Below are 15,797 nucleotides of genomic sequence, written 5' to 3' on the forward strand. Positions count from 1 at the left end.
ATCCGCACGGATCGGGACCTGACCAGGGTCATGCGCAAGCACGGCGGGGCAGCACGCAAGGCCAAGAACGTGGCTCTGCGGACCGCTCGAGCCGGGCCCGGTGACGGACCAGGTGCAGGGCATAGACAACAGCAGAGTGCGTACAGCTGAAGCAGGAAGAGAGACGGACTGTGGCGGGACAGAAGATCCGCATCAGGCTCAAGGCCTACGACCACGAGGTCATCGATGGGTCGGCGCGCAAGATCGTCGACACCGTGACCCGGACGGGTGCGAAGGTTGCCGGCCCGGTGCCGCTGCCGACGGAGAAGAACGTGTTCTGCGTGATCCGTTCTCCGCACAAGTACAAGGACAGCCGCGAGCACTTCGAGATGCGTACGCACAAGCGGCTGATCGACATCATCGACCCCACGCCGAAGACGGTTGATTCGCTGATGCGTCTCGACCTCCCGGCCGGTGTCGACATCGAGATCAAGCTCTGAGGGACGCACGAGTTATGAGTGAGCGCAAAGTGAAGGGACTGCTGGGCACCAAGCTCGGCATGACCCAACTCTGGGACGAGAACAATCGCGTGGTTCCGGTGACCGTTGTCGCCGCAGGCCCGTGCGTGGTGACCCAGGTCCGCACCGCCGACGCCGACGGCTATTCCGCCGTCCAGCTCGGCTTCGGTGCGATCAAGGCCAAGCAGGTCACCAAGCCGAGCGCCGGCCACTTCGAGAAGGCCGGTGTCACCCCGCGCAAGCACCTGGTCGAGATCCGGACCACCGACGCCGATCAGTACACCCTGGGCCAGGAGCTCGGTGCTGACGTCTTCGAGGCGGCCGAGATCCTCGACGTCACCGGAGTCAGCAAGGGCAAGGGCACCGCAGGTGTCATGAAGCGGCACGGCTTCGGTGGCCTGCGCGCCACCCACGGTGTGCACCGCAAGCACCGCTCGCCGGGTTCGATCGGTGGCTGCGCCACCCCGGGCCGGGTCTTCAAGGGTCTGCGGATGGCTGGCCGGATGGGTGTCGAGCGCAAGACCATCCAGAACCTGGCCGTGCACTCGGTTGATGCCGAGCGCGGTCTGATCCTGATCAAGGGCGCGATCCCGGGTGCCAAGGGCGGCCTCGTCGTCCTGCGCTCCGCGTCCAAGAAGGAGGTCAAGGCGTGAGCGAGACAAAGACGGTCGACGTCGTCGACGCCAAGGGCGGCAAGTCCGGTTCGGCCGAGCTGCCCGGTGAGCTCTTCGACGCCACCACCAACATCCCGCTGATCCACCAGGTCGTCGTGGCCCAGCTGGCCGCGGCCCGGCAGGGCACGCACTCCACCAAGACCCGCGGCGAGGTCCGCGGCGGTGGCGTCAAGCCGTACCGGCAGAAGGGCACCGGCCGGGCTCGTCAGGGCTCGATCCGCGCACCCCAGTTCACCGGCGGTGGCACGGTCTTCGGCCCGCAGCCGCACGGCTACGCCCAGCGCACCCCCAAGAAGATGGTTGCCGCCGCACTCCGCGGTGCACTGTCCGACCGGGCCCGCAACGGCCGGGTGTTCGTGGTCAGCTCGCTGGTCGAGGGTGACACCCCGTCCACCAAGGCGGCACTGGCCGCGCTGAAGAGCGTCAGCAGCTCCGACAAGGTGCTGGTCGTGCTGTCGCGCGACGAGGACGCCGCCTGGCTGAGCCTGCGCAACGTCGCGAACGCCCATGTGATCGTCGCCGACCAGCTGAACGCCTACGACGTGCTGGTCAACGACGACATCGTCTTCACCTCTGCCGCGCTCGACGCCTACGTCGCCGGCCCGGCCAAGGGCAAGAGCGTCAAGGCGGTCGCCACCGAGACCGAGGCGACCGAGACCGAGGAGAGTGCCGAATGAGCGCCGAAGCCAAGATCTGCGATCATCGCGACATCCTGCTCGCGCCGGTCGTCAGCGAGAAGAGCTACGGACTGCTGGACGAGAACAAGTACACCTTCGTCGTCTCGCCGCAGGCCAACAAGACCGAGATCAAGATCGCGGTCGAGAAGGTCTTCGATGTCAAGGTCACCAGCGTGAACACCTTCGTCCGCAAGGGCAAGAAGCAGCGCACCCGCTACGGCACCGGCAAGCGCCCCGACACCAAGCGGGCGATCGTCACCGTCGCCGAGGGCCAGAGCATCGACATCTTCGGCGGACCGGTCGGCTGAGGGATAGAGGACATCAACCATGGCTATTCGTAAGTACAAGCCGACCACTCCGGGCCGCCGCGGCGGTTCGGTGGCCGACTTCGCCGAGGTCACGCGTTCGACCCCGGAGAAGTCGCTGGTCGTGCCGAGCCCGAAGACCGGCGGTCGCAACAACAACGGCCGGATCACCTCCCGGCACATCGGTGGCGGCCACAAGCAGGCCTACCGGCTGATCGATTTCAAGCGCTACGACAAGGACGGCGTGCCGGCCAAGGTCGCTCACATCGAGTACGACCCGAACCGCACCGCGCGGATCGCGCTGCTGCACTACGCCGACGGCGAGAAGCGCTACATCATCGCACCGGACGGCCTCAAGCAGGGCGCTCCGGTCGAGGCCGGTGAGGGTGCCGACATCAAGACCGGCAACAACCTGCCGCTGCGCAACATCCCGGTCGGCACCACGGTGCACGCCGTGGAGCTGCGCCCGGGCGGTGGCGCCAAGCTCGGCCGTTCGGCCGGTGCCTCCATCCAGCTGGTCGCCCGCGAGGGTGCCTACGCCACGCTGCGGATGCCCTCGGGCGAGATGCGGATGGTCGATGTCCGCTGCCGGGCCACCGTCGGTGAGGTCGGCAACTCCGAGCAGGCCAACATCAACTGGGGCAAGGCCGGCCGCAACCGCTGGAAGGGCAAGCGGCCCAAGGTCCGCGGTGTCGTGATGAACCCGGTCGACCACCCGCACGGTGGTGGCGAGGGTCGTACGTCCGGTGGTCGCCACCCGGTTTCCCCGTGGGGCAAGCCGGAGGGCCGCACCCGTGACAAGAACAAGGCGAGCTCTCGTCTGATCGTCCGTCGCCGCAAGTCCGGCAAGAAGCGCTGAGCAGGAGTCTGAGGAATGCCACGCAGCCTGAAGAAGGGCCCCTTCGTCGATGATCATCTGGCCAAGAAGGTCGATGCTCAGAACGAGAAGGGCACCAAGACCGTGATCAAGACCTGGTCGCGCCGCTCGATGATCACGCCGGACATGATCGGCCACACCATTGCGGTGCACGACGGTCGCAAGCACGTGCCGGTGTTCGTCTCCGAGTCGATGATCGGACACAAACTCGGTGAGTTCGCCCCGACCCGGACCTTCCGCGGTCATGAGAAGGACGACCGCAAGTCGCGCCGTCGCTGAGGAATCAAGGAACTTATCTGATGACTAACGCAGAGAAGACCCGGCCGACCCGGCGGGCTGCCCTCCTCGGTGACCGGCAGGGCTCGTACGCGATCGCCCGCGGTGTCCGGATGTCGCCGACCAAGGTCCGTCGCGTCGTCGACGTGATCCGCGGCCTGGACGTCACCGACGCCCTGGACGCCCTGAAGTTCGCGCCGCAGGCTGCGGCCGAGCCGGTCAGCAAGGTGATCGCCAGTGCTGCGGCCAACGCCCAGCACACCGACAACCTGCGCGCCGAGGACCTGTTCGTGTCCCAGGCGTTCGTTGACGAGGGCATGACCATGCGCCGGATCCGGCCGCGGGCCAAGGGCTCGGCCAGCCGCATCCTCAAGCGGTCCAGCCACATCACCGTCGTCGTAGAGAAGAAGGAGGCCTGATCATGGGTCAGAAGATCAACCCGCACGGCTTCCGGCTCGGCATCTCCACCGATCACAAGAGCCGGTGGTACGCCGACAAGCAGTACTCCGACTACGTCGGCGAGGATGTCAAGATCCGGCAGTCCCTGCACAAGGGCCTGGAGCGGGCCGGCATCTCCAGCATCGAGATCGAGCGGACCCGGGACCGGGTGCGCGTCGACATCTACAGCGCCCGCCCGGGCATCGTCATCGGCCGTAACGGCGCCGAGGCGGAACGGGTCCGTGGCGAACTGGAGAAGCTGACCGGCAAGCAGGTCCAGCTGAACATCCTCGAGGTCAAGAACACCGAGACCGACGCCCAGTTGGTCGCCCAGGGTGTTGCCGAGCAGCTGGCCGGGCGGGTGCAATTCCGCCGTGCCATGCGCAAGGCGCAGCAGACCGCGATGCGGGCCGGTGCCAAGGGCATCCGGATCAAGTGCTCCGGTCGTCTGGGCGGCGCCGAGATGAGCCGTTCGGAGTTCTACCTCGAAGGTCGGGTCCCGCTGCACACGCTGCGCGCCGACGTCGACTACGGCTTCTTCGAGGCTCGTACGTCCTTCGGCCGGATCGGCGTGAAGGTCTGGATCTACAAGGGTGACGTCTCCGGCACCCGGGCCGAGCGGGCCGCCCAGAAGGCCGCCCGCAACGCGGCCCAGGGCAGTGGCCGGCGTCCGTCCCGCGGTGGCCGTCCCGGCCGTGGCGATCGTCCCGATCGTGGCGACCGTCCGGACCGCGGTGGCCGTCGCCGCCAGGAGAGCGCGCCGACCGAGGCGCCGGCAGCCACCGGTGCCGCACCGGCGTCCGCACCCACCGGTCAGGAGGCATAAGCCATGTTGGTTCCGCGCAGAGTCAAATTCCGCAAGCAGCACCACCCCAAGCGCACCGGCGTGGCCAAGGGCGGTACCGAGCTGGCGTTCGGTGACTACGGCATCCAGGCCATCGAGGCCGCCTACCTCACCAACCGGCAGATCGAGTCCGCTCGTATCGCCATGACCCGGCACATCAAGCGTGGTGGCAAGGTCTGGATCAACGTTTACCCGGACCGTCCGCTGACCAAGAAGCCTGCCGAGACCCGGATGGGTTCCGGCAAGGGTTCCCCGGAGTGGTGGATCGCCAACATCAAGCCCGGCCGCGTGCTGTTCGAGCTCTCCGGTGTTGACAACGAGGTAGCCCGTGAGGCGCTGCGGCTGGCGATCCACAAGCTGCCGATGAAGTGCCGCGTGGTCACACGTGAGGGAGAGATCTGATGGCGAACATCGTGAAGGCCGCCGAGCTGCGGTCGCAGAGTCGCTCCGAGCTGAACGACAAGGTCAAGGAACTGAAAGAGGAGCTGTTCACGCTCCGCTTCCAGGCTGCGACCGGTCAGCTCGAGTCCCACGGCCGGCTGCGTGAGGTCCGCAAGGACATCGCCCGGATCTACACCGTGATCCAGGAGCGCAACCTGGGCATCGTCGATGACCCGGATGCCGATATCGACTCCGACGATGTCCATGCGGACGAGACCGTTGAGGCTGGTGCGTGAGATGAGTGAGCAGGGGAATGTTGTGAGCGAGCAGAACGTCGAGAACGTCGCGGCGGAGATCGCCCACACCGCGGCCGATCGTGGCCGCCGCAAGGTCCGCGAGGGCCTGGTGGTCAGCGACAAGATGGACAAGACCGTCGTTGTCGCCGTCGAGGATCGGATCAAGCACCGCTTGTACGGCAAGGTCCTGACCCAGACCACCAAGCTGAAGGTGCACGACGAGGAGAACTCGGCGGGTATCGGTGACCGGGTCGTGGTGATGGAGACCCGTCCGCTGAGCGCCACCAAGCGCTGGCGGCTGGTCCGGATCGTCGAGAAGGCCAAGTAGGACCCCAGTAGGCCAATCAGGGTCGTAGGAGAAAAAGGAAATGATCCAGCAGGAGTCGCGGCTCAAGGTCGCCGACAACACGGGTGCCAAGGAGATCTTGTGCATCCGGGTGCTCGGCGGTTCCGGCCGTCGCTACGCCGGTATCGGCGATCAGATCGTCGCCACGGTCAAGGACGCGATCCCTGGCGGCAACGTCAAGAAGGGCGAGGTCGTCAAGGCCGTCGTCGTCCGCACCGTCAAGGAGCGTCGTCGCCCGGACGGTTCGTACATCAAGTTCGATGAGAACGCCGCAGTGATCCTGCGTAACGACGGTGAGCCGCGCGGCACTCGTATCTTCGGCCCGGTGGGCCGGGAGCTCCGCGAGAAGCGCTTCATGCGCATCATCTCGCTCGCTCCGGAGGTGATCTGAATGGCGAAGGTCAGCCATACGACGACCCGCGCGCACGGCAAGGTCGACATCCGCAAGGGTGACCGCGTCAAGGTGCTGTCCGGCAAGGACAAGGGCCTGGTCGGCGAGGTGCTGGCGGTGCAGCCCGATCGTGAGTTGGTCACGGTTTCGGGTGTGAACATCGTCAAGCGGCATCTCAAGGACACGTCCGCGCAGCCGCAGAGTGGCCAGCGGACCCAGGGCGGGATCGTCTCCAGCGAGGCACCCGTGCACGTGTCGAACGTGGCCCTGCTGGTCAAGGACGGTGACGGCAACGAGGTCGCCACCCGGATCGGCCACCGCCGCGACGAGGTGACCAAGCGTCGCCCCGACGGCACTGAGTACACCACATTCCGGTCGGTGCGGATCGCGCGCAAGACCGGGGAGGAGATCTGATGACCAGCGCAACCGTTGACTCATCAACAGAGCATTACGTGCCGCGGCTGAAGCAGCGCTACGCCGACGCGATCGCGCCGGCTCTGCAGGACGAGTTCACCTTCGCCAACCCGATGCTGATCCCGCGGCTGACCAAGATCGTGGTCAACATGGGTGTCGGCGACGCCGCTCGCGACTCCAAGATCATGGACGGCGCCGTACGCGACCTGACCACGATCACCGGGCAGAAGCCGCAGATCACCCGGGCCCGCAAGTCCGTCGCACAGTTCCGGCTGCGCGAGGGTCAGCCGATCGGCTGCCACGTGACCCTGCGGGGCAATCGGATGTGGGAGTTCGCCGACCGGCTGCTGACCCTGGCACTGCCGCGGATCCGTGACTTTCGTGGTCTGTCGCCGCGCCAGTTCGACGGCAACGGCAACTACACCTTCGGTCTGAGTGAGCAGGTCATGTTCCACGAGATCGATCAGGACAAGATCGACCGGGTGCGGGGGATGGACATCACCTTCGTGACCACGGCGACCACCGACGACGAGGGCCGGGCATTGCTGCGGCATCTCGGCTTCCCGTTCCAGGCCAACTGAGTTAGGAAGAACTTTCGTGGCGAAGACAGCACTGAGGGTCAAGCAGGCTCGTAAGCCGAAGTTCGGCGTCCGTGCCTACACCCGCTGCCAGAAGTGCGGACGGCCCAAAGCGGTCTACCGCAAGTTCGGGCTGTGCCGGATCTGCCTGCGGACGATGGCGCATGCCGGCGAGCTGCCGGGCATCACCAAGTCCTCCTGGTGATCCACCAAACCCAAGACCCATACAGCGAGACAGGTCCCGTCGAGCTGAATCGCCGGCGCGGAAACCACTCGAGAAGGAACAACCACCAATGACCATGACAGATCCGATCGCGGACATGCTGACCCGCGTACGGAACGCCTCCAGGGCGTACCACGACACGGCCGTGATGCCGTCCTCGACGATCAAGGTCGGGATCGCCCAGATCCTCACCGAAGAGGGCTACATCGCCGGCTTCGAGGTCAAGGAGCCTGCCGAGGGTGAGGTCGGCAAGTCCCTGCTGATCAACCTCAAGTACGGCCAGAACCGCGAGCGGTCGATCTCCGGCATCCGTCGGATCTCCAAGCCGGGTCTTCGGGTGTATGCCAAGTCGACGAACCTGCCGAAGGTTCTCGGCGGCCTGGGTATCGCCATCATCTCCACGTCGGGCGGCCTGCTGACCGACAAGCAAGCACACGTTCGCAGGGTAGGCGGAGAAGTCCTCGCCTACGTCTGGTGAGCACGAGACCAAGAAGAAAGGACTAGCGAACATGTCACGCATTGGCAAGGTTCCGGTTCCGGTGCCGTCCGGGGTCGAGGTGACCATCGACGGCTCCGTGGTCTCGGTGAAGGGCCCCAAGGGCCAGCTGCAGCACACGGTCGTCAACCCGATCACGATCGAGCGTGGCGAGGACGGCCAGCTGGTGCTGGGTCGGCCGGACGACGAGCGGGAGTCCAAGTCCCTGCACGGTCTGTCCCGCACCCTGGTCGCCAACATGGTCACCGGCGTCTCGGAGGGTTACTCCAAGAAGCTGGAGATCGTCGGCGTCGGTTACCGGGTGATCTCCAAGGGTCCGACGGAGCTGGAGTTCAACCTGGGCTACAGCCACCCGATCAACATCAAGGCGCCGGAGGGCATCACCTTCGCCGTCGAGTCGCCGACCAGGTTCTCGGTGGCTGGTATCGACAAGCAGCAGGTGGGCGAGGTTGCGGCCAATATCCGCAAGCTTCGCAAGCCCGAGCCGTACAAGGGCAAGGGTGTGCGGTACGAGGGCGAGATCGTCCGCCGCAAGGTCGGAAAGGCTGGTAAGTGACGATGGCTGTTTCCCTGTCTGCGCGCAAGCACACCGCTGGTCGCACGGCATCGCGCCTGCGCCGCCAGCTGCGCGGCCGGAAGCGGATCTTCGGCGAGGCCGAGCGGCCGCGCCTGGTGATCACCCGGTCCGCCAAGCACATCAGTGCCCAGGTGATCGATGACACCCGCGGCCACACGCTGGCCTACGCGTCCACGATGGAGACCGCCCTGCGCGGAGTCGAGGGCGACAAGACCGAGAAGGCCACCAAGACCGAGAAAGCACGGCAGGTCGGCCAACTGGTCGCCGAGCGGGCCAAGGCCGCCGGTGTCGAGCAGGTCGTCTTCGACCGGGCCGGCAACAAGTACCACGGCCGGATCGCGGCGCTGGCTGATGCCGCCCGCGAACAGGGCCTTGGGTTCTGAGACGGTCCTGACGAGGAAGACTGAGAGGTATTTGAAATGAGTGGATCACAGCGTCGAGGCGGCGGAGACCGCCGCGGTGGTGACCGCCGAGGTCAGGGCCAGGACAAGAGCAACTACGTCGAGAAGGTCGTCGCGATCAACCGCGTGGCCAAGGTCGTCAAGGGTGGTCGCCGGTTCAGCTTCACCGCGCTGGTCGTTGTCGGCGACGGCGACGGCTCCGTCGGCATCGGCTACGGCAAGGCCAAAGAGGTGCCGGCCGCGATCGCCAAGGGCGTTGAAGAGGCCAAGAAGCACTTCTTCCACGTGCCGCGGATCCAGGGCACCATCCCGCATCCCGTCCAGGGTGAGAAGGCTGCCGGCGTGGTCATGCTGCGTCCGGCTTCCCCCGGTACCGGCGTGATCGCCGGCGGCGCCTGCCGCGCAGTGCTCGAGGCGGCGGGTGTGCACGACGTGCTCGCCAAGTCGCTGGGCTCGGCCAACGCCATCAACGTGGTGCATGCGACCGTCGCGGCCCTGCAGATGCTCGAGGAGCCCGAGGAGGTGGCCCGCCGGCGCGGCAAGTCGCTGGAGGATGTCACCCCGGCGGCGCTGCTCAAGGCACGGGCGGCCGGAACCCGAGAGGGGGCTCACGTATGAGCACCCGGCTGAAGGTCACCCAGACCAAGTCCACGATCGGTGGCAAGCAGAACCAGCGGGATACGCTGCGGACGCTCGGCCTGAAGCGGATCGGTGACGTTTCCGCCCACGAGGACACCCCAACCGTACGAGGCATGATCGCGACGGTGCGCCATCTGGTCACCGTCGAGGAGGTCGACTGATTATGGCCAACGAAGAGACTGAGGCCCCCAAGTCCCAGAGCAATGGGGCGACCGGGCTCAAGGTCCATCACCTTCGCCCGGCTCCGGGGGCCCACAAGGCCAAGACCCGGGTCGGTCGTGGTGAGGGCTCCAAGGGCAAGACCGCCGGCCGCGGCACCAAGGGCTCCAAGGCCCGCAACACCATCCCCGAGGCATTCGAGGGTGGCCAGATGCCGCTGCACATGCGGACCCCGAAGCTGCGCGGCTTCATCAACCCGTTCCGGACCGAGTACCAGGTCGTCAACCTGGACCGGATCTCGGCCCTCTATCCCGAGGGCGGAGAGGTCAACCCGGAGAATCTGGTCGCCAAGGGCGCCGTGCGGGCCGGCCTGCCGGTCAAGGTGCTCGGCTCGGGCGAGGTGAGCGTCGCGGTCCAGGTCAGCGCGCACAAGTTCTCTGCCTCCGCCAAGGACAAGATCGCTGCCGCGGGCGGCAGCACCACCGAACTCTGAGGCTTCGGACCCGCCTGGACATGTGAGGGGACGGCTCCACCTGTGGAGTCCGTCCCCTCATCTGTACCAGCCCTCAGCCGTAAGTCTTGGTTCCGGGCTCCCGCTTGATATTGTCGAGCGGTTCGGTGACGAAATCCGGAATCGCACCCGGGTGACCGATCGAGTCTGATCCGGACGGGTCGCAGCAGAGAGAAGGAATCAGTTTGCTCACCGCCTTCGCCGGGGCTTTCAGGTCGCCCGACCTGCGCAAGAAGCTCCTGTTCACCCTCGGGATCATCGTCGTCTACCGGATCGGCTCCGTCGTCCCGGTACCCAACGTCAACGTCGGCCAACTCCACACCTGCGCCACCGCAGCCCAGACCGGCGCCCAGGCGGGGCTCTACTCGCTGCTCTCGCTGTTCTCCGGTGGCGCGCTGCTGCAATTGGCGATCTTCGCGCTCGGCATCATGCCGTACATCACCGCGAGCATCATCCTGCAGTTGCTGACGGTGGTCATCCCCCGACTGGAGGCCCTCAAGAAGGAAGGCCAGTCCGGGCAGAACAAGATCACCGGCTACACCCGGTATCTGACCCTGGTGCTCGGCGTGCTGCAGTCGACCACCTTCATCACCCTGGCCCGCAACGATCAGCTCTTCACCAACTGCACCGGCTTGCTGCACGACACCGGCATCTTCCCGATCGTGGTGATGATCCTCACCATGACTGCGGGCACCGGCGTCATCATGTGGCTGGGTGAGCTGATCACCGAACGCGGTGTCGGCAACGGCATGTCGGTGCTGATCTTCACTCAGATCTGCGCCGCGTTCCCGCAGACCCTGTGGGCGATCAAGCAGGGCCACGCCGGCAGCACCGGCTGGGTGGTCTTCTTCCTGGTTATCCTCGTCGGTCTTGCGGTCATGCTGGCCGTCATCTTCATCGAACAGGCCCAGCGCCGGATCCCGGTGCAATACGCCAAGCGGATGGTCGGCCGGCGGGTCCTGGGCGGCACCACCACCTACATCCCGCTGAAGGTCAACCAGGCCGGCGTCATCCCGGTCATCTTCGCTTCGTCGCTGCTCTACATCCCGCAGCTCTATGCACAGTTCCGGCCGAACGGCTGGGGTGCTTCCTGGATCAACGCCAACATGCTCAAGGGTGATCACCCGATCTACATGGCGATCTACTTCCTGCTCATCATCTTCTTCGCCTACTTCTACGTGTCGATCACCTTCAACCCTGAAGAAGTCGCCGACAACATGAAGAAGTACGGCGGGTTCATCCCCGGTATCCGTGCCGGTCGGCCGACGCAGAACTACCTGTCGTACGTGCTGAACCGGCTGACGCTGCCGGGCTCGCTGTATCTGGGCATCATCGCCTTGCTGCCGATGCTCGCGATCGCACTGCTGAACACCCAGAGCACCCAGAACTTCCCGTTCGGCGGCACCTCGCTGCTGATCATCGTGGGCGTCGGACTGGACACCGTCAAGCAGATCGAGAGCCAGCTGCAGCAACGAAACTATGAAGGATTCCTCCGCTGATGCGTCTTCTGATCATGGGCCCGCCGGGGGCGGGCAAGGGCACCCAGGCCAAGTCGATCGCCGAACACTTCGACATCCCGGCGATCTCCACCGGTGACATCTTCCGGTCCAACGTCTCCGCCGGTACGCCACTTGGCCTGGAGGTCAGGCGGATCATGGCCGACGGTGGCTACGTCGGTGACGACATCACCAACGCGATCGTCGCCGACCGGCTGGCCGAGGACGATTGCGCCAAGGGGTTCCTGCTGGACGGCTACCCGCGCACGCTGGGTCAGGTCGAGGCTCTCGACGAGGTCCTCGAGCAAGGTGGCGTCGCGCTCGATGTGGTGCTCTCGCTGAAGGTCGACATCGACGAGCTGGTGGAGCGGCTGCGCAAGCGGGCCGAGTCCGAGGGCCGCGATGACGACAGCGAGGAAGCCATCCGGATCCGGCAGCAGAAGTATCTCGACGAGACCTCGCCGCTGCTCGACGTCTACCGCGACCGTGGTCTGCTGGTCGAGGTCGACGGTGTCGGCGAGGTCAGTGAGATCACCCAGCGCATCTTCGCCGCGCTGGATCAGGTCGCCACTGCCTGAGCGGTATCGCTGATGCCCCCGGTCGGCGGAACTCGCGACAACTCGACTTCCGGTGTGGCTGTAGGGGCTGCTGATGCGCGCGGGTGAGCCGAGCAGGACGGCGTACGGGGCCGCGATGCATCGGGCGATGCACCAGCAGTTGGAGGGCGGCAGGGTCTTCCGCGATCCGCTGGCCTGGCGGATCCTCGGCACCGACTACGACGAGGTGGTCGCCTCCGGCCGATATGTGGACCGGAAGCCGTTGCGGATCATGATCGCCGTACGCCACCGGTTCGGTGAGGACCGGCTGGCGGGTGCGATCGAGCGCGGCACCCGGCAGGTGGTGATCCTGGGTGCCGGCCTGGACACTTTCGCCTATCGCAACCCCTTCCCGGACGTGGCCTGCTACGAGGTCGACTTCCCGGCCACCGGCGCCTGGAAACAGCAGCAGCTGGCAGCAGCCGGGATCGTCGAACCGTCGACCCTGCACCGGGTGGGTGTCGACTTCGAGGCCGACGACGACCTGCTGGCCCGTCTGGTCGAGTCCGGATTCGACACCGGTCGGCCTGCGTTCTTCCTGTGGCTGGGCGTCGTTCCGTATCTGACGCCCGAGGCCGTCCGGCAGACGCTGCGCACGATTGCCGACATATCCGGATCCGAGGTGGTCTTCGACTACACCAATCCGGCCGATCAGCTCTCCGAGGGCGGCCGGTTGGCGCGCGAGCGCTTCTCGGCCCGGGTCGGCAGGGCCGGTGAGCCGATGGTCGCGACCTTCGACACCGCCGAACTGCACGACCTCCTGGGCAGGCTCGGATTCAACCAGATCGTCGACCTGGACCGCGATGTGATCCGGACCCGGTTCCTCGGTCTGCCGTCGGACGGCGAGTCCGGTGGCGCCCACGTGCTGTCAGCGGTGGTCCGATGACGTTCGGCCGGGTCGGATGATGTTCGGCCGCCCGAAGCCCGAGATCAAGACCACCGAACAACTGCTGGTGATGCGTCGCGCCGGTCTGGTCGTCGCTCGTACGCTGACGGCCGTGCGCGATCAGGTCCGCCCGGGCGTCAGCACGGCCGAACTGGATCAGGTCGCCGCTGAGGTGATCAGCTCCGCCGGCGCGCAACCGTCCTTCCTCGGCTACGGCGCGGATCGCGACCGTCCCGGATTCCCGGGCGTGATCTGTACGTCGGTCAACGACGAGATCATCCACGGCATCCCGGGCGACCGGCGGTTGCAGTCGGGAGACCTGATCTCCGTCGACTGCGGCGCAATCGTCGACGGTTGGCACGGCGACGCCGCGATCACGGTCGGAGTCGGCGAGCTCGCGCCGGAGCGGGAACAGCTGAGCGAGGGCACCCGGGACGCGCTGTGGATGGGGATCGGTGTCGCCCGGCTCGGTGGCCGGGTCGGCGACATCTCAGCAGCCGTGGAAGATCGCATCGACGCGCTGGAGGTCGAGCACGGGCGGTCGTACGGGATCGTCACCGAGTACGTCGGTCACGGGATCGGGTCGGCGATGCACCAGGATCCCGACGTGCCCAATGTCGGTCGCGCCGGCCGGGGAACCAAGATCCGACGCGGCCTGGCGCTGGCGATCGAGCCGATGATCACGCTCGGATCGGCCGACAACCACGTTGCCGCCGACGGCTGGACCGTGATCACCGACGACGGCAGTCCTGCTGCGCACTGGGAACACACGATCACCCTCACTGATCACGGGATCTGGGTATTGACGGCCGAGGATGGCGGTGAGGCCGAACTGGGGCGCCGTGGCCTGCCCTTCGGCCCGCTTGCGAATTGATCACATCGACGAGGCGGCCGGCGCAAATCACCTGCTGATGCGCGGGACCGCCGCTAAGGTCACAGACCATGTCCCCGATCGTCAGCGCCGAAGGTCTGGTGAAGCAGTTCCGACGTCCCAAGAAGGGCCCGGGCCTGGCCGGAGCCGTCCGCCACCTGCTGCGTCCGCGGCACGAGACGGTGACCGCGGTCGAGGGCGTCGACCTGAGCATCGACGAGGGTGAGTCGGTCGCCTACGTCGGCCCGAACGGTGCCGGCAAGTCGACCACCATCAAGCTGCTGACCGGGATCCTCGTCCCGTCGGCCGGCCGGGTGCAGGTGTGCGGTGTCCGCCCGCACGTCGACCGGCAGGCCAACGCCCGCAACATCAGTGTGGTGTTCGGGCAGCGGACCCAGCTGTGGTGGGACATCCCGGTGCTCGAGTCCTTCCGGCTGCTCGGCGACATCTATTCGGTCCCGGACGCCGCGTACCGGCGCACGATGGACGAGTTGGTCGACGTACTCGATCTTGGTCCGCTGCTCGGCGTGCCGGCCCGGCAGCTCTCGCTGGGCCAGCGGATGCGCTGCGATCTCGGTGCAGCCCTGGTGCATTCGCCGCGGGTGCTGTTCCTCGACGAGCCGACGATCGGCCTGGACGTCGCGGTCAAGGCCCGACTCCGGGAATTCGTCGGCAGCATGCGGGCCCAGCGCGGGTTGACGGTGCTGTTGACCTCCCATGACCTCGGCGATATCGAGGAGTTGTGCCCCCGGATGATCATGATCGACAAGGGCCACATCGTCTACGACGGCGCGTTCGCCGAGGTCACCCGCCGCTTCGGCTGGGAGCAGAAGGTGGTGGTGACCCTCGCCGACGGAGCCACCGACGCGGCGGCACGGGCCGGTGCGGCGCTGGCCCGGGTGCAGCCGGTGATCGATGAGACCGCGACCGGGCTGGTGGTCACCTTCGACAGCCGCTCGATCAGCTCCGGCGAAGTGATCAAGGAACTTGCCGTGGCACTGCCGGTTGTCGATCTTGCTCTGGAGGAGACCTCGGCCGAATCGATCGTGCGCCGGCTGTACGAAGGCAACCTCACCTTCCACCCCGCGGACCAGGAGATCACCCGGTGACCGCGATCGGCTCCAATACCCCGGCCTGGCGAGGCCGTACGACACCGGGCTCGAAGTACCTGTCGCTGGCACGGACCACCTTGCAGCAGGCGATCGCCTACCGGATCACGACGTTCTTCAACGTCGGACTGACCTTCATCTGGGTGATCATCCTCTACTACCTGTGGCGGGCGGCCTACTCCGGTCGGGCGTCGATCGCCGGGCTGAGCTGGGACCAGATGCGTACCTACGTGGTGATCGCGTACGGCATCAACGCCTTGGTCGGCTGGCGGACCGGGACGGCGATGATGGCCGCTATCCGGACCGGCGACGTGGTCTTCGAGATGGTCCGGCCGCTCAACTACTGCACCACCCAGCTGGCCCGGGCGCTGGGGTTCACGGTCGTCGAGGGTGGCATCAGCATGATCTTCACGCTGGTGATCGGCCTGGTGTTCCTGCACATCCAGGCGCCGGCCACCGTCGCATCGGCACTGCTCTTCGTGCTGGCGTTGATCATCGGCTTCCTCACCAAGGTCCTGGTCGTCTTCCTGGTGTCACTGCTGACCTTCTGGACGCTCAACGGCATGGGGTTGATGTGGTCCCAGCAGGCGATCATGCAGATCCTCTCCGGCACGATCGTGCCGCTTGCGCTGATGCCCGGCTGGCTACAGTTCATCGCCAAGGTGCTGCCGTTGCGCGGCATCGTGTCAACGCCGCTGGAGTTCTACCTCGGCAAGTCGGGTGGCTGGGACGCAGTCGGGCTGATCGGCCTGCAAGCGATCTGGCTGGTGGCGCTCTGGATCGTCGCCAATCTGGCCTGGAAACGAGCATTCCGGGTCGTCGAGATCCAGGGCGGTTGA

27 protein-coding genes are annotated in these 15,797 nt (G+C 66.4%); all 27 read left to right on the top strand.

Annotated features, from left to right (window positions below; genetic code table 11):
- The first annotated feature begins 170 nt into the window (after nt 1–170).
- The 27 genes from rpsJ (at nt 171) to IEY07_RS19795 (ending at nt 15,797) form a co-directional block, all read left to right on the top strand.
- On the top strand, nt 171–479 hold the full coding sequence (gene rpsJ, locus IEY07_RS19665; protein ID WP_091526937.1) for a 30S ribosomal protein S10: 309 nt from the start codon (nt 171–173) through the stop codon (nt 477–479).
- A 14-nt stretch (nt 480–493) separates the two neighbouring features.
- Nucleotides 494–1,150 (top strand): 50S ribosomal protein L3, encoded by a 657-nt coding sequence (gene rplC / locus IEY07_RS19670; RefSeq protein WP_188897103.1) that lies wholly within the window; start codon nt 494–496, stop codon nt 1,148–1,150.
- The gene (gene rplD / locus IEY07_RS19675; protein ID WP_188897104.1) at nt 1,147–1,848 is read left to right on the top strand and encodes a 50S ribosomal protein L4; all 702 of its coding nucleotides are present in this window, start codon (nt 1,147–1,149) and stop codon (nt 1,846–1,848) included. Before rplC ends, rplD begins: the two co-directional genes overlap by 4 nt.
- Nucleotides 1,845–2,156: a 50S ribosomal protein L23 gene (rplW, locus tag IEY07_RS19680; protein ID WP_188897105.1), complete on the top strand. Its 312-nt coding sequence runs from the start codon at nt 1,845–1,847 to the stop codon at nt 2,154–2,156. The genes rplD and rplW overlap by 4 nt, the downstream gene beginning before the upstream one ends.
- A 19-nt stretch (nt 2,157–2,175) precedes the next feature.
- Entirely contained in the window at nt 2,176–3,012 is an 837-nt protein-coding gene (gene rplB, locus IEY07_RS19685) for a 50S ribosomal protein L2 (RefSeq protein ID WP_188897106.1), read from the top strand.
- A 15-nt stretch (nt 3,013–3,027) separates the two neighbouring features.
- A complete protein-coding gene (gene rpsS, locus IEY07_RS19690) occupies nt 3,028–3,309 on the top strand; it encodes a 30S ribosomal protein S19 (RefSeq protein ID WP_188897107.1) in 282 nt (93 codons plus the stop codon).
- Nucleotides 3,310–3,329: 20 nt separating this feature from the next.
- Nucleotides 3,330–3,725 (top strand): 50S ribosomal protein L22, encoded by a 396-nt coding sequence (gene rplV / locus IEY07_RS19695; RefSeq protein WP_188897108.1) that lies wholly within the window; start codon nt 3,330–3,332, stop codon nt 3,723–3,725.
- A 2-nt stretch (nt 3,726–3,727) separates the two neighbouring features.
- On the top strand, nt 3,728–4,570 hold the full coding sequence (gene rpsC, locus IEY07_RS19700; RefSeq protein ID WP_188897109.1) for a 30S ribosomal protein S3: 843 nt from the start codon (nt 3,728–3,730) through the stop codon (nt 4,568–4,570).
- A 3-nt stretch (nt 4,571–4,573) separates the two neighbouring features.
- Complete coding sequence (gene rplP / locus IEY07_RS19705) at nt 4,574–4,990, top strand: 50S ribosomal protein L16 (RefSeq protein WP_188897110.1); 417 nt, start codon at nt 4,574–4,576, stop codon at nt 4,988–4,990.
- Nucleotides 4,990–5,265: a 50S ribosomal protein L29 gene (gene rpmC, locus IEY07_RS19710; RefSeq protein ID WP_308422960.1), complete on the top strand. Its 276-nt coding sequence runs from the start codon at nt 4,990–4,992 to the stop codon at nt 5,263–5,265. Before rplP ends, rpmC begins: the two co-directional genes overlap by 1 nt.
- A 22-nt stretch (nt 5,266–5,287) precedes the next feature.
- Nucleotides 5,288–5,593, top strand: coding sequence for a 30S ribosomal protein S17 (gene rpsQ / locus IEY07_RS19715; RefSeq protein WP_308422961.1), 306 nt, complete (start codon nt 5,288–5,290; stop codon nt 5,591–5,593).
- 40 nt (nt 5,594–5,633) lie between these two features.
- Complete coding sequence (gene rplN, locus IEY07_RS19720; protein ID WP_188897112.1) at nt 5,634–6,002, top strand: 50S ribosomal protein L14; 369 nt, start codon at nt 5,634–5,636, stop codon at nt 6,000–6,002.
- On the top strand, nt 6,003–6,416 hold the full coding sequence (rplX, locus tag IEY07_RS19725; protein ID WP_188897113.1) for a 50S ribosomal protein L24: 414 nt from the start codon (nt 6,003–6,005) through the stop codon (nt 6,414–6,416).
- Nucleotides 6,416–6,997 carry a 50S ribosomal protein L5 gene (gene rplE, locus IEY07_RS19730; RefSeq protein WP_188897114.1) on the top strand — a complete coding sequence of 194 codons (582 nt, stop codon included), beginning with the start codon at nt 6,416–6,418 and terminating at the stop codon, nt 6,995–6,997. The genes rplX and rplE overlap by 1 nt, the downstream gene beginning before the upstream one ends.
- 16 nt (nt 6,998–7,013) lie before the next feature.
- Nucleotides 7,014–7,199, top strand: coding sequence for a type Z 30S ribosomal protein S14 (locus tag IEY07_RS19735; RefSeq protein ID WP_188897115.1), 186 nt, complete (start codon nt 7,014–7,016; stop codon nt 7,197–7,199).
- 88 nt (nt 7,200–7,287) lie between these two features.
- Entirely contained in the window at nt 7,288–7,695 is a 408-nt protein-coding gene (rpsH, locus tag IEY07_RS19740) for a 30S ribosomal protein S8 (protein ID WP_188897116.1), read from the top strand.
- 31 nt (nt 7,696–7,726) lie between these two features.
- Nucleotides 7,727–8,269 carry a 50S ribosomal protein L6 gene (rplF, locus tag IEY07_RS19745; protein WP_188897117.1) on the top strand — a complete coding sequence of 181 codons (543 nt, stop codon included), beginning with the start codon at nt 7,727–7,729 and terminating at the stop codon, nt 8,267–8,269.
- A gap of 2 nt (nt 8,270–8,271) precedes the next feature.
- On the top strand, nt 8,272–8,673 hold the full coding sequence (rplR, locus tag IEY07_RS19750) for a 50S ribosomal protein L18 (protein WP_188897118.1): 402 nt from the start codon (nt 8,272–8,274) through the stop codon (nt 8,671–8,673).
- A 36-nt stretch (nt 8,674–8,709) separates the two neighbouring features.
- Entirely contained in the window at nt 8,710–9,309 is a 600-nt protein-coding gene (gene rpsE / locus IEY07_RS19755) for a 30S ribosomal protein S5 (RefSeq protein WP_188897119.1), read from the top strand.
- Nucleotides 9,306–9,491, top strand: coding sequence for a 50S ribosomal protein L30 (rpmD, locus tag IEY07_RS19760; protein ID WP_188897120.1), 186 nt, complete (start codon nt 9,306–9,308; stop codon nt 9,489–9,491). Before rpsE ends, rpmD begins: the two co-directional genes overlap by 4 nt.
- Nucleotides 9,492–9,493: 2 nt before the next feature.
- The gene (gene rplO / locus IEY07_RS19765; protein WP_188897121.1) at nt 9,494–9,982 is read left to right on the top strand and encodes a 50S ribosomal protein L15; all 489 of its coding nucleotides are present in this window, start codon (nt 9,494–9,496) and stop codon (nt 9,980–9,982) included.
- 203 nt (nt 9,983–10,185) lie between these two features.
- Entirely contained in the window at nt 10,186–11,499 is a 1,314-nt protein-coding gene (gene secY, locus IEY07_RS19770) for a preprotein translocase subunit SecY (RefSeq protein ID WP_188897122.1), read from the top strand.
- Nucleotides 11,499–12,074, top strand: coding sequence for an adenylate kinase (locus tag IEY07_RS19775; protein WP_188897123.1), 576 nt, complete (start codon nt 11,499–11,501; stop codon nt 12,072–12,074). The genes secY and IEY07_RS19775 overlap by 1 nt, the downstream gene beginning before the upstream one ends.
- Before the next feature lie 73 nt (nt 12,075–12,147).
- Nucleotides 12,148–12,978, top strand: coding sequence for a class I SAM-dependent methyltransferase (locus tag IEY07_RS19780; protein ID WP_188897124.1), 831 nt, complete (start codon nt 12,148–12,150; stop codon nt 12,976–12,978).
- Nucleotides 12,979–12,997: 19 nt separating this feature from the next.
- On the top strand, nt 12,998–13,852 hold the full coding sequence (map, locus tag IEY07_RS19785; protein ID WP_188897125.1) for a type I methionyl aminopeptidase: 855 nt from the start codon (nt 12,998–13,000) through the stop codon (nt 13,850–13,852).
- 68 nt (nt 13,853–13,920) lie between these two features.
- Nucleotides 13,921–14,958 carry an ABC transporter ATP-binding protein gene (locus IEY07_RS19790; protein WP_188897126.1) on the top strand — a complete coding sequence of 346 codons (1,038 nt, stop codon included), beginning with the start codon at nt 13,921–13,923 and terminating at the stop codon, nt 14,956–14,958.
- Nucleotides 14,955–15,797 (top strand): ABC transporter permease, encoded by an 843-nt coding sequence (locus tag IEY07_RS19795; RefSeq protein ID WP_188897127.1) that lies wholly within the window; start codon nt 14,955–14,957, stop codon nt 15,795–15,797. The genes IEY07_RS19790 and IEY07_RS19795 overlap by 4 nt, the downstream gene beginning before the upstream one ends.

Source organism: Microlunatus endophyticus, assembly GCF_014646195.1.
GTDB lineage: Bacteria > Actinomycetota > Actinomycetes > Propionibacteriales > Propionibacteriaceae > Microlunatus > Microlunatus endophyticus.

Bases quoted from the DNA above. Each gene is read 5' to 3' on its own strand.
- rpsS (WP_188897107.1), top strand. From the start codon at position 3,028: ATGCCACGCAGCCTGAAGAAGGGCCCCTTCGTCGATGATCATCTGGCC.
- rplF (WP_188897117.1), top strand. From the start codon at position 7,727: ATGTCACGCATTGGCAAGGTTCCGGTTCCGGTGCCGTCCGGGGTCGAG.
- rplP (WP_188897110.1), top strand. From the start codon at position 4,574: ATGTTGGTTCCGCGCAGAGTCAAATTCCGCAAGCAGCACCACCCCAAG.
- IEY07_RS19780 (WP_188897124.1), top strand. From the start codon at position 12,148: ATGCGCGCGGGTGAGCCGAGCAGGACGGCGTACGGGGCCGCGATGCAT.
- rpsH (WP_188897116.1), top strand. From the start codon at position 7,288: ATGACCATGACAGATCCGATCGCGGACATGCTGACCCGCGTACGGAAC.
- rpsC (WP_188897109.1), top strand. From the start codon at position 3,728: ATGGGTCAGAAGATCAACCCGCACGGCTTCCGGCTCGGCATCTCCACC.
- rplR (WP_188897118.1), top strand. From the start codon at position 8,272: ATGGCTGTTTCCCTGTCTGCGCGCAAGCACACCGCTGGTCGCACGGCA.
- rplN (WP_188897112.1), top strand. From the start codon at position 5,634: ATGATCCAGCAGGAGTCGCGGCTCAAGGTCGCCGACAACACGGGTGCC.
- rpmD (WP_188897120.1), top strand. From the start codon at position 9,306: ATGAGCACCCGGCTGAAGGTCACCCAGACCAAGTCCACGATCGGTGGC.
- rplX (WP_188897113.1), top strand. From the start codon at position 6,003: ATGGCGAAGGTCAGCCATACGACGACCCGCGCGCACGGCAAGGTCGAC.
- IEY07_RS19790 (WP_188897126.1), top strand. From the start codon at position 13,921: ATGTCCCCGATCGTCAGCGCCGAAGGTCTGGTGAAGCAGTTCCGACGT.
- rplC (WP_188897103.1), top strand. From the start codon at position 494: ATGAGTGAGCGCAAAGTGAAGGGACTGCTGGGCACCAAGCTCGGCATG.
- rplB (WP_188897106.1), top strand. From the start codon at position 2,176: ATGGCTATTCGTAAGTACAAGCCGACCACTCCGGGCCGCCGCGGCGGT.
- rplO (WP_188897121.1), top strand. From the start codon at position 9,494: ATGGCCAACGAAGAGACTGAGGCCCCCAAGTCCCAGAGCAATGGGGCG.
- map (WP_188897125.1), top strand. From the start codon at position 12,998: ATGTTCGGCCGCCCGAAGCCCGAGATCAAGACCACCGAACAACTGCTG.
- rpsE (WP_188897119.1), top strand. From the start codon at position 8,710: ATGAGTGGATCACAGCGTCGAGGCGGCGGAGACCGCCGCGGTGGTGAC.
- rplE (WP_188897114.1), top strand. From the start codon at position 6,416: ATGACCAGCGCAACCGTTGACTCATCAACAGAGCATTACGTGCCGCGG.
- rplV (WP_188897108.1), top strand. From the start codon at position 3,330: ATGACTAACGCAGAGAAGACCCGGCCGACCCGGCGGGCTGCCCTCCTC.
- IEY07_RS19775 (WP_188897123.1), top strand. From the start codon at position 11,499: ATGCGTCTTCTGATCATGGGCCCGCCGGGGGCGGGCAAGGGCACCCAG.
- rpmC (WP_308422960.1), top strand. From the start codon at position 4,990: ATGGCGAACATCGTGAAGGCCGCCGAGCTGCGGTCGCAGAGTCGCTCC.
- rplW (WP_188897105.1), top strand. From the start codon at position 1,845: ATGAGCGCCGAAGCCAAGATCTGCGATCATCGCGACATCCTGCTCGCG.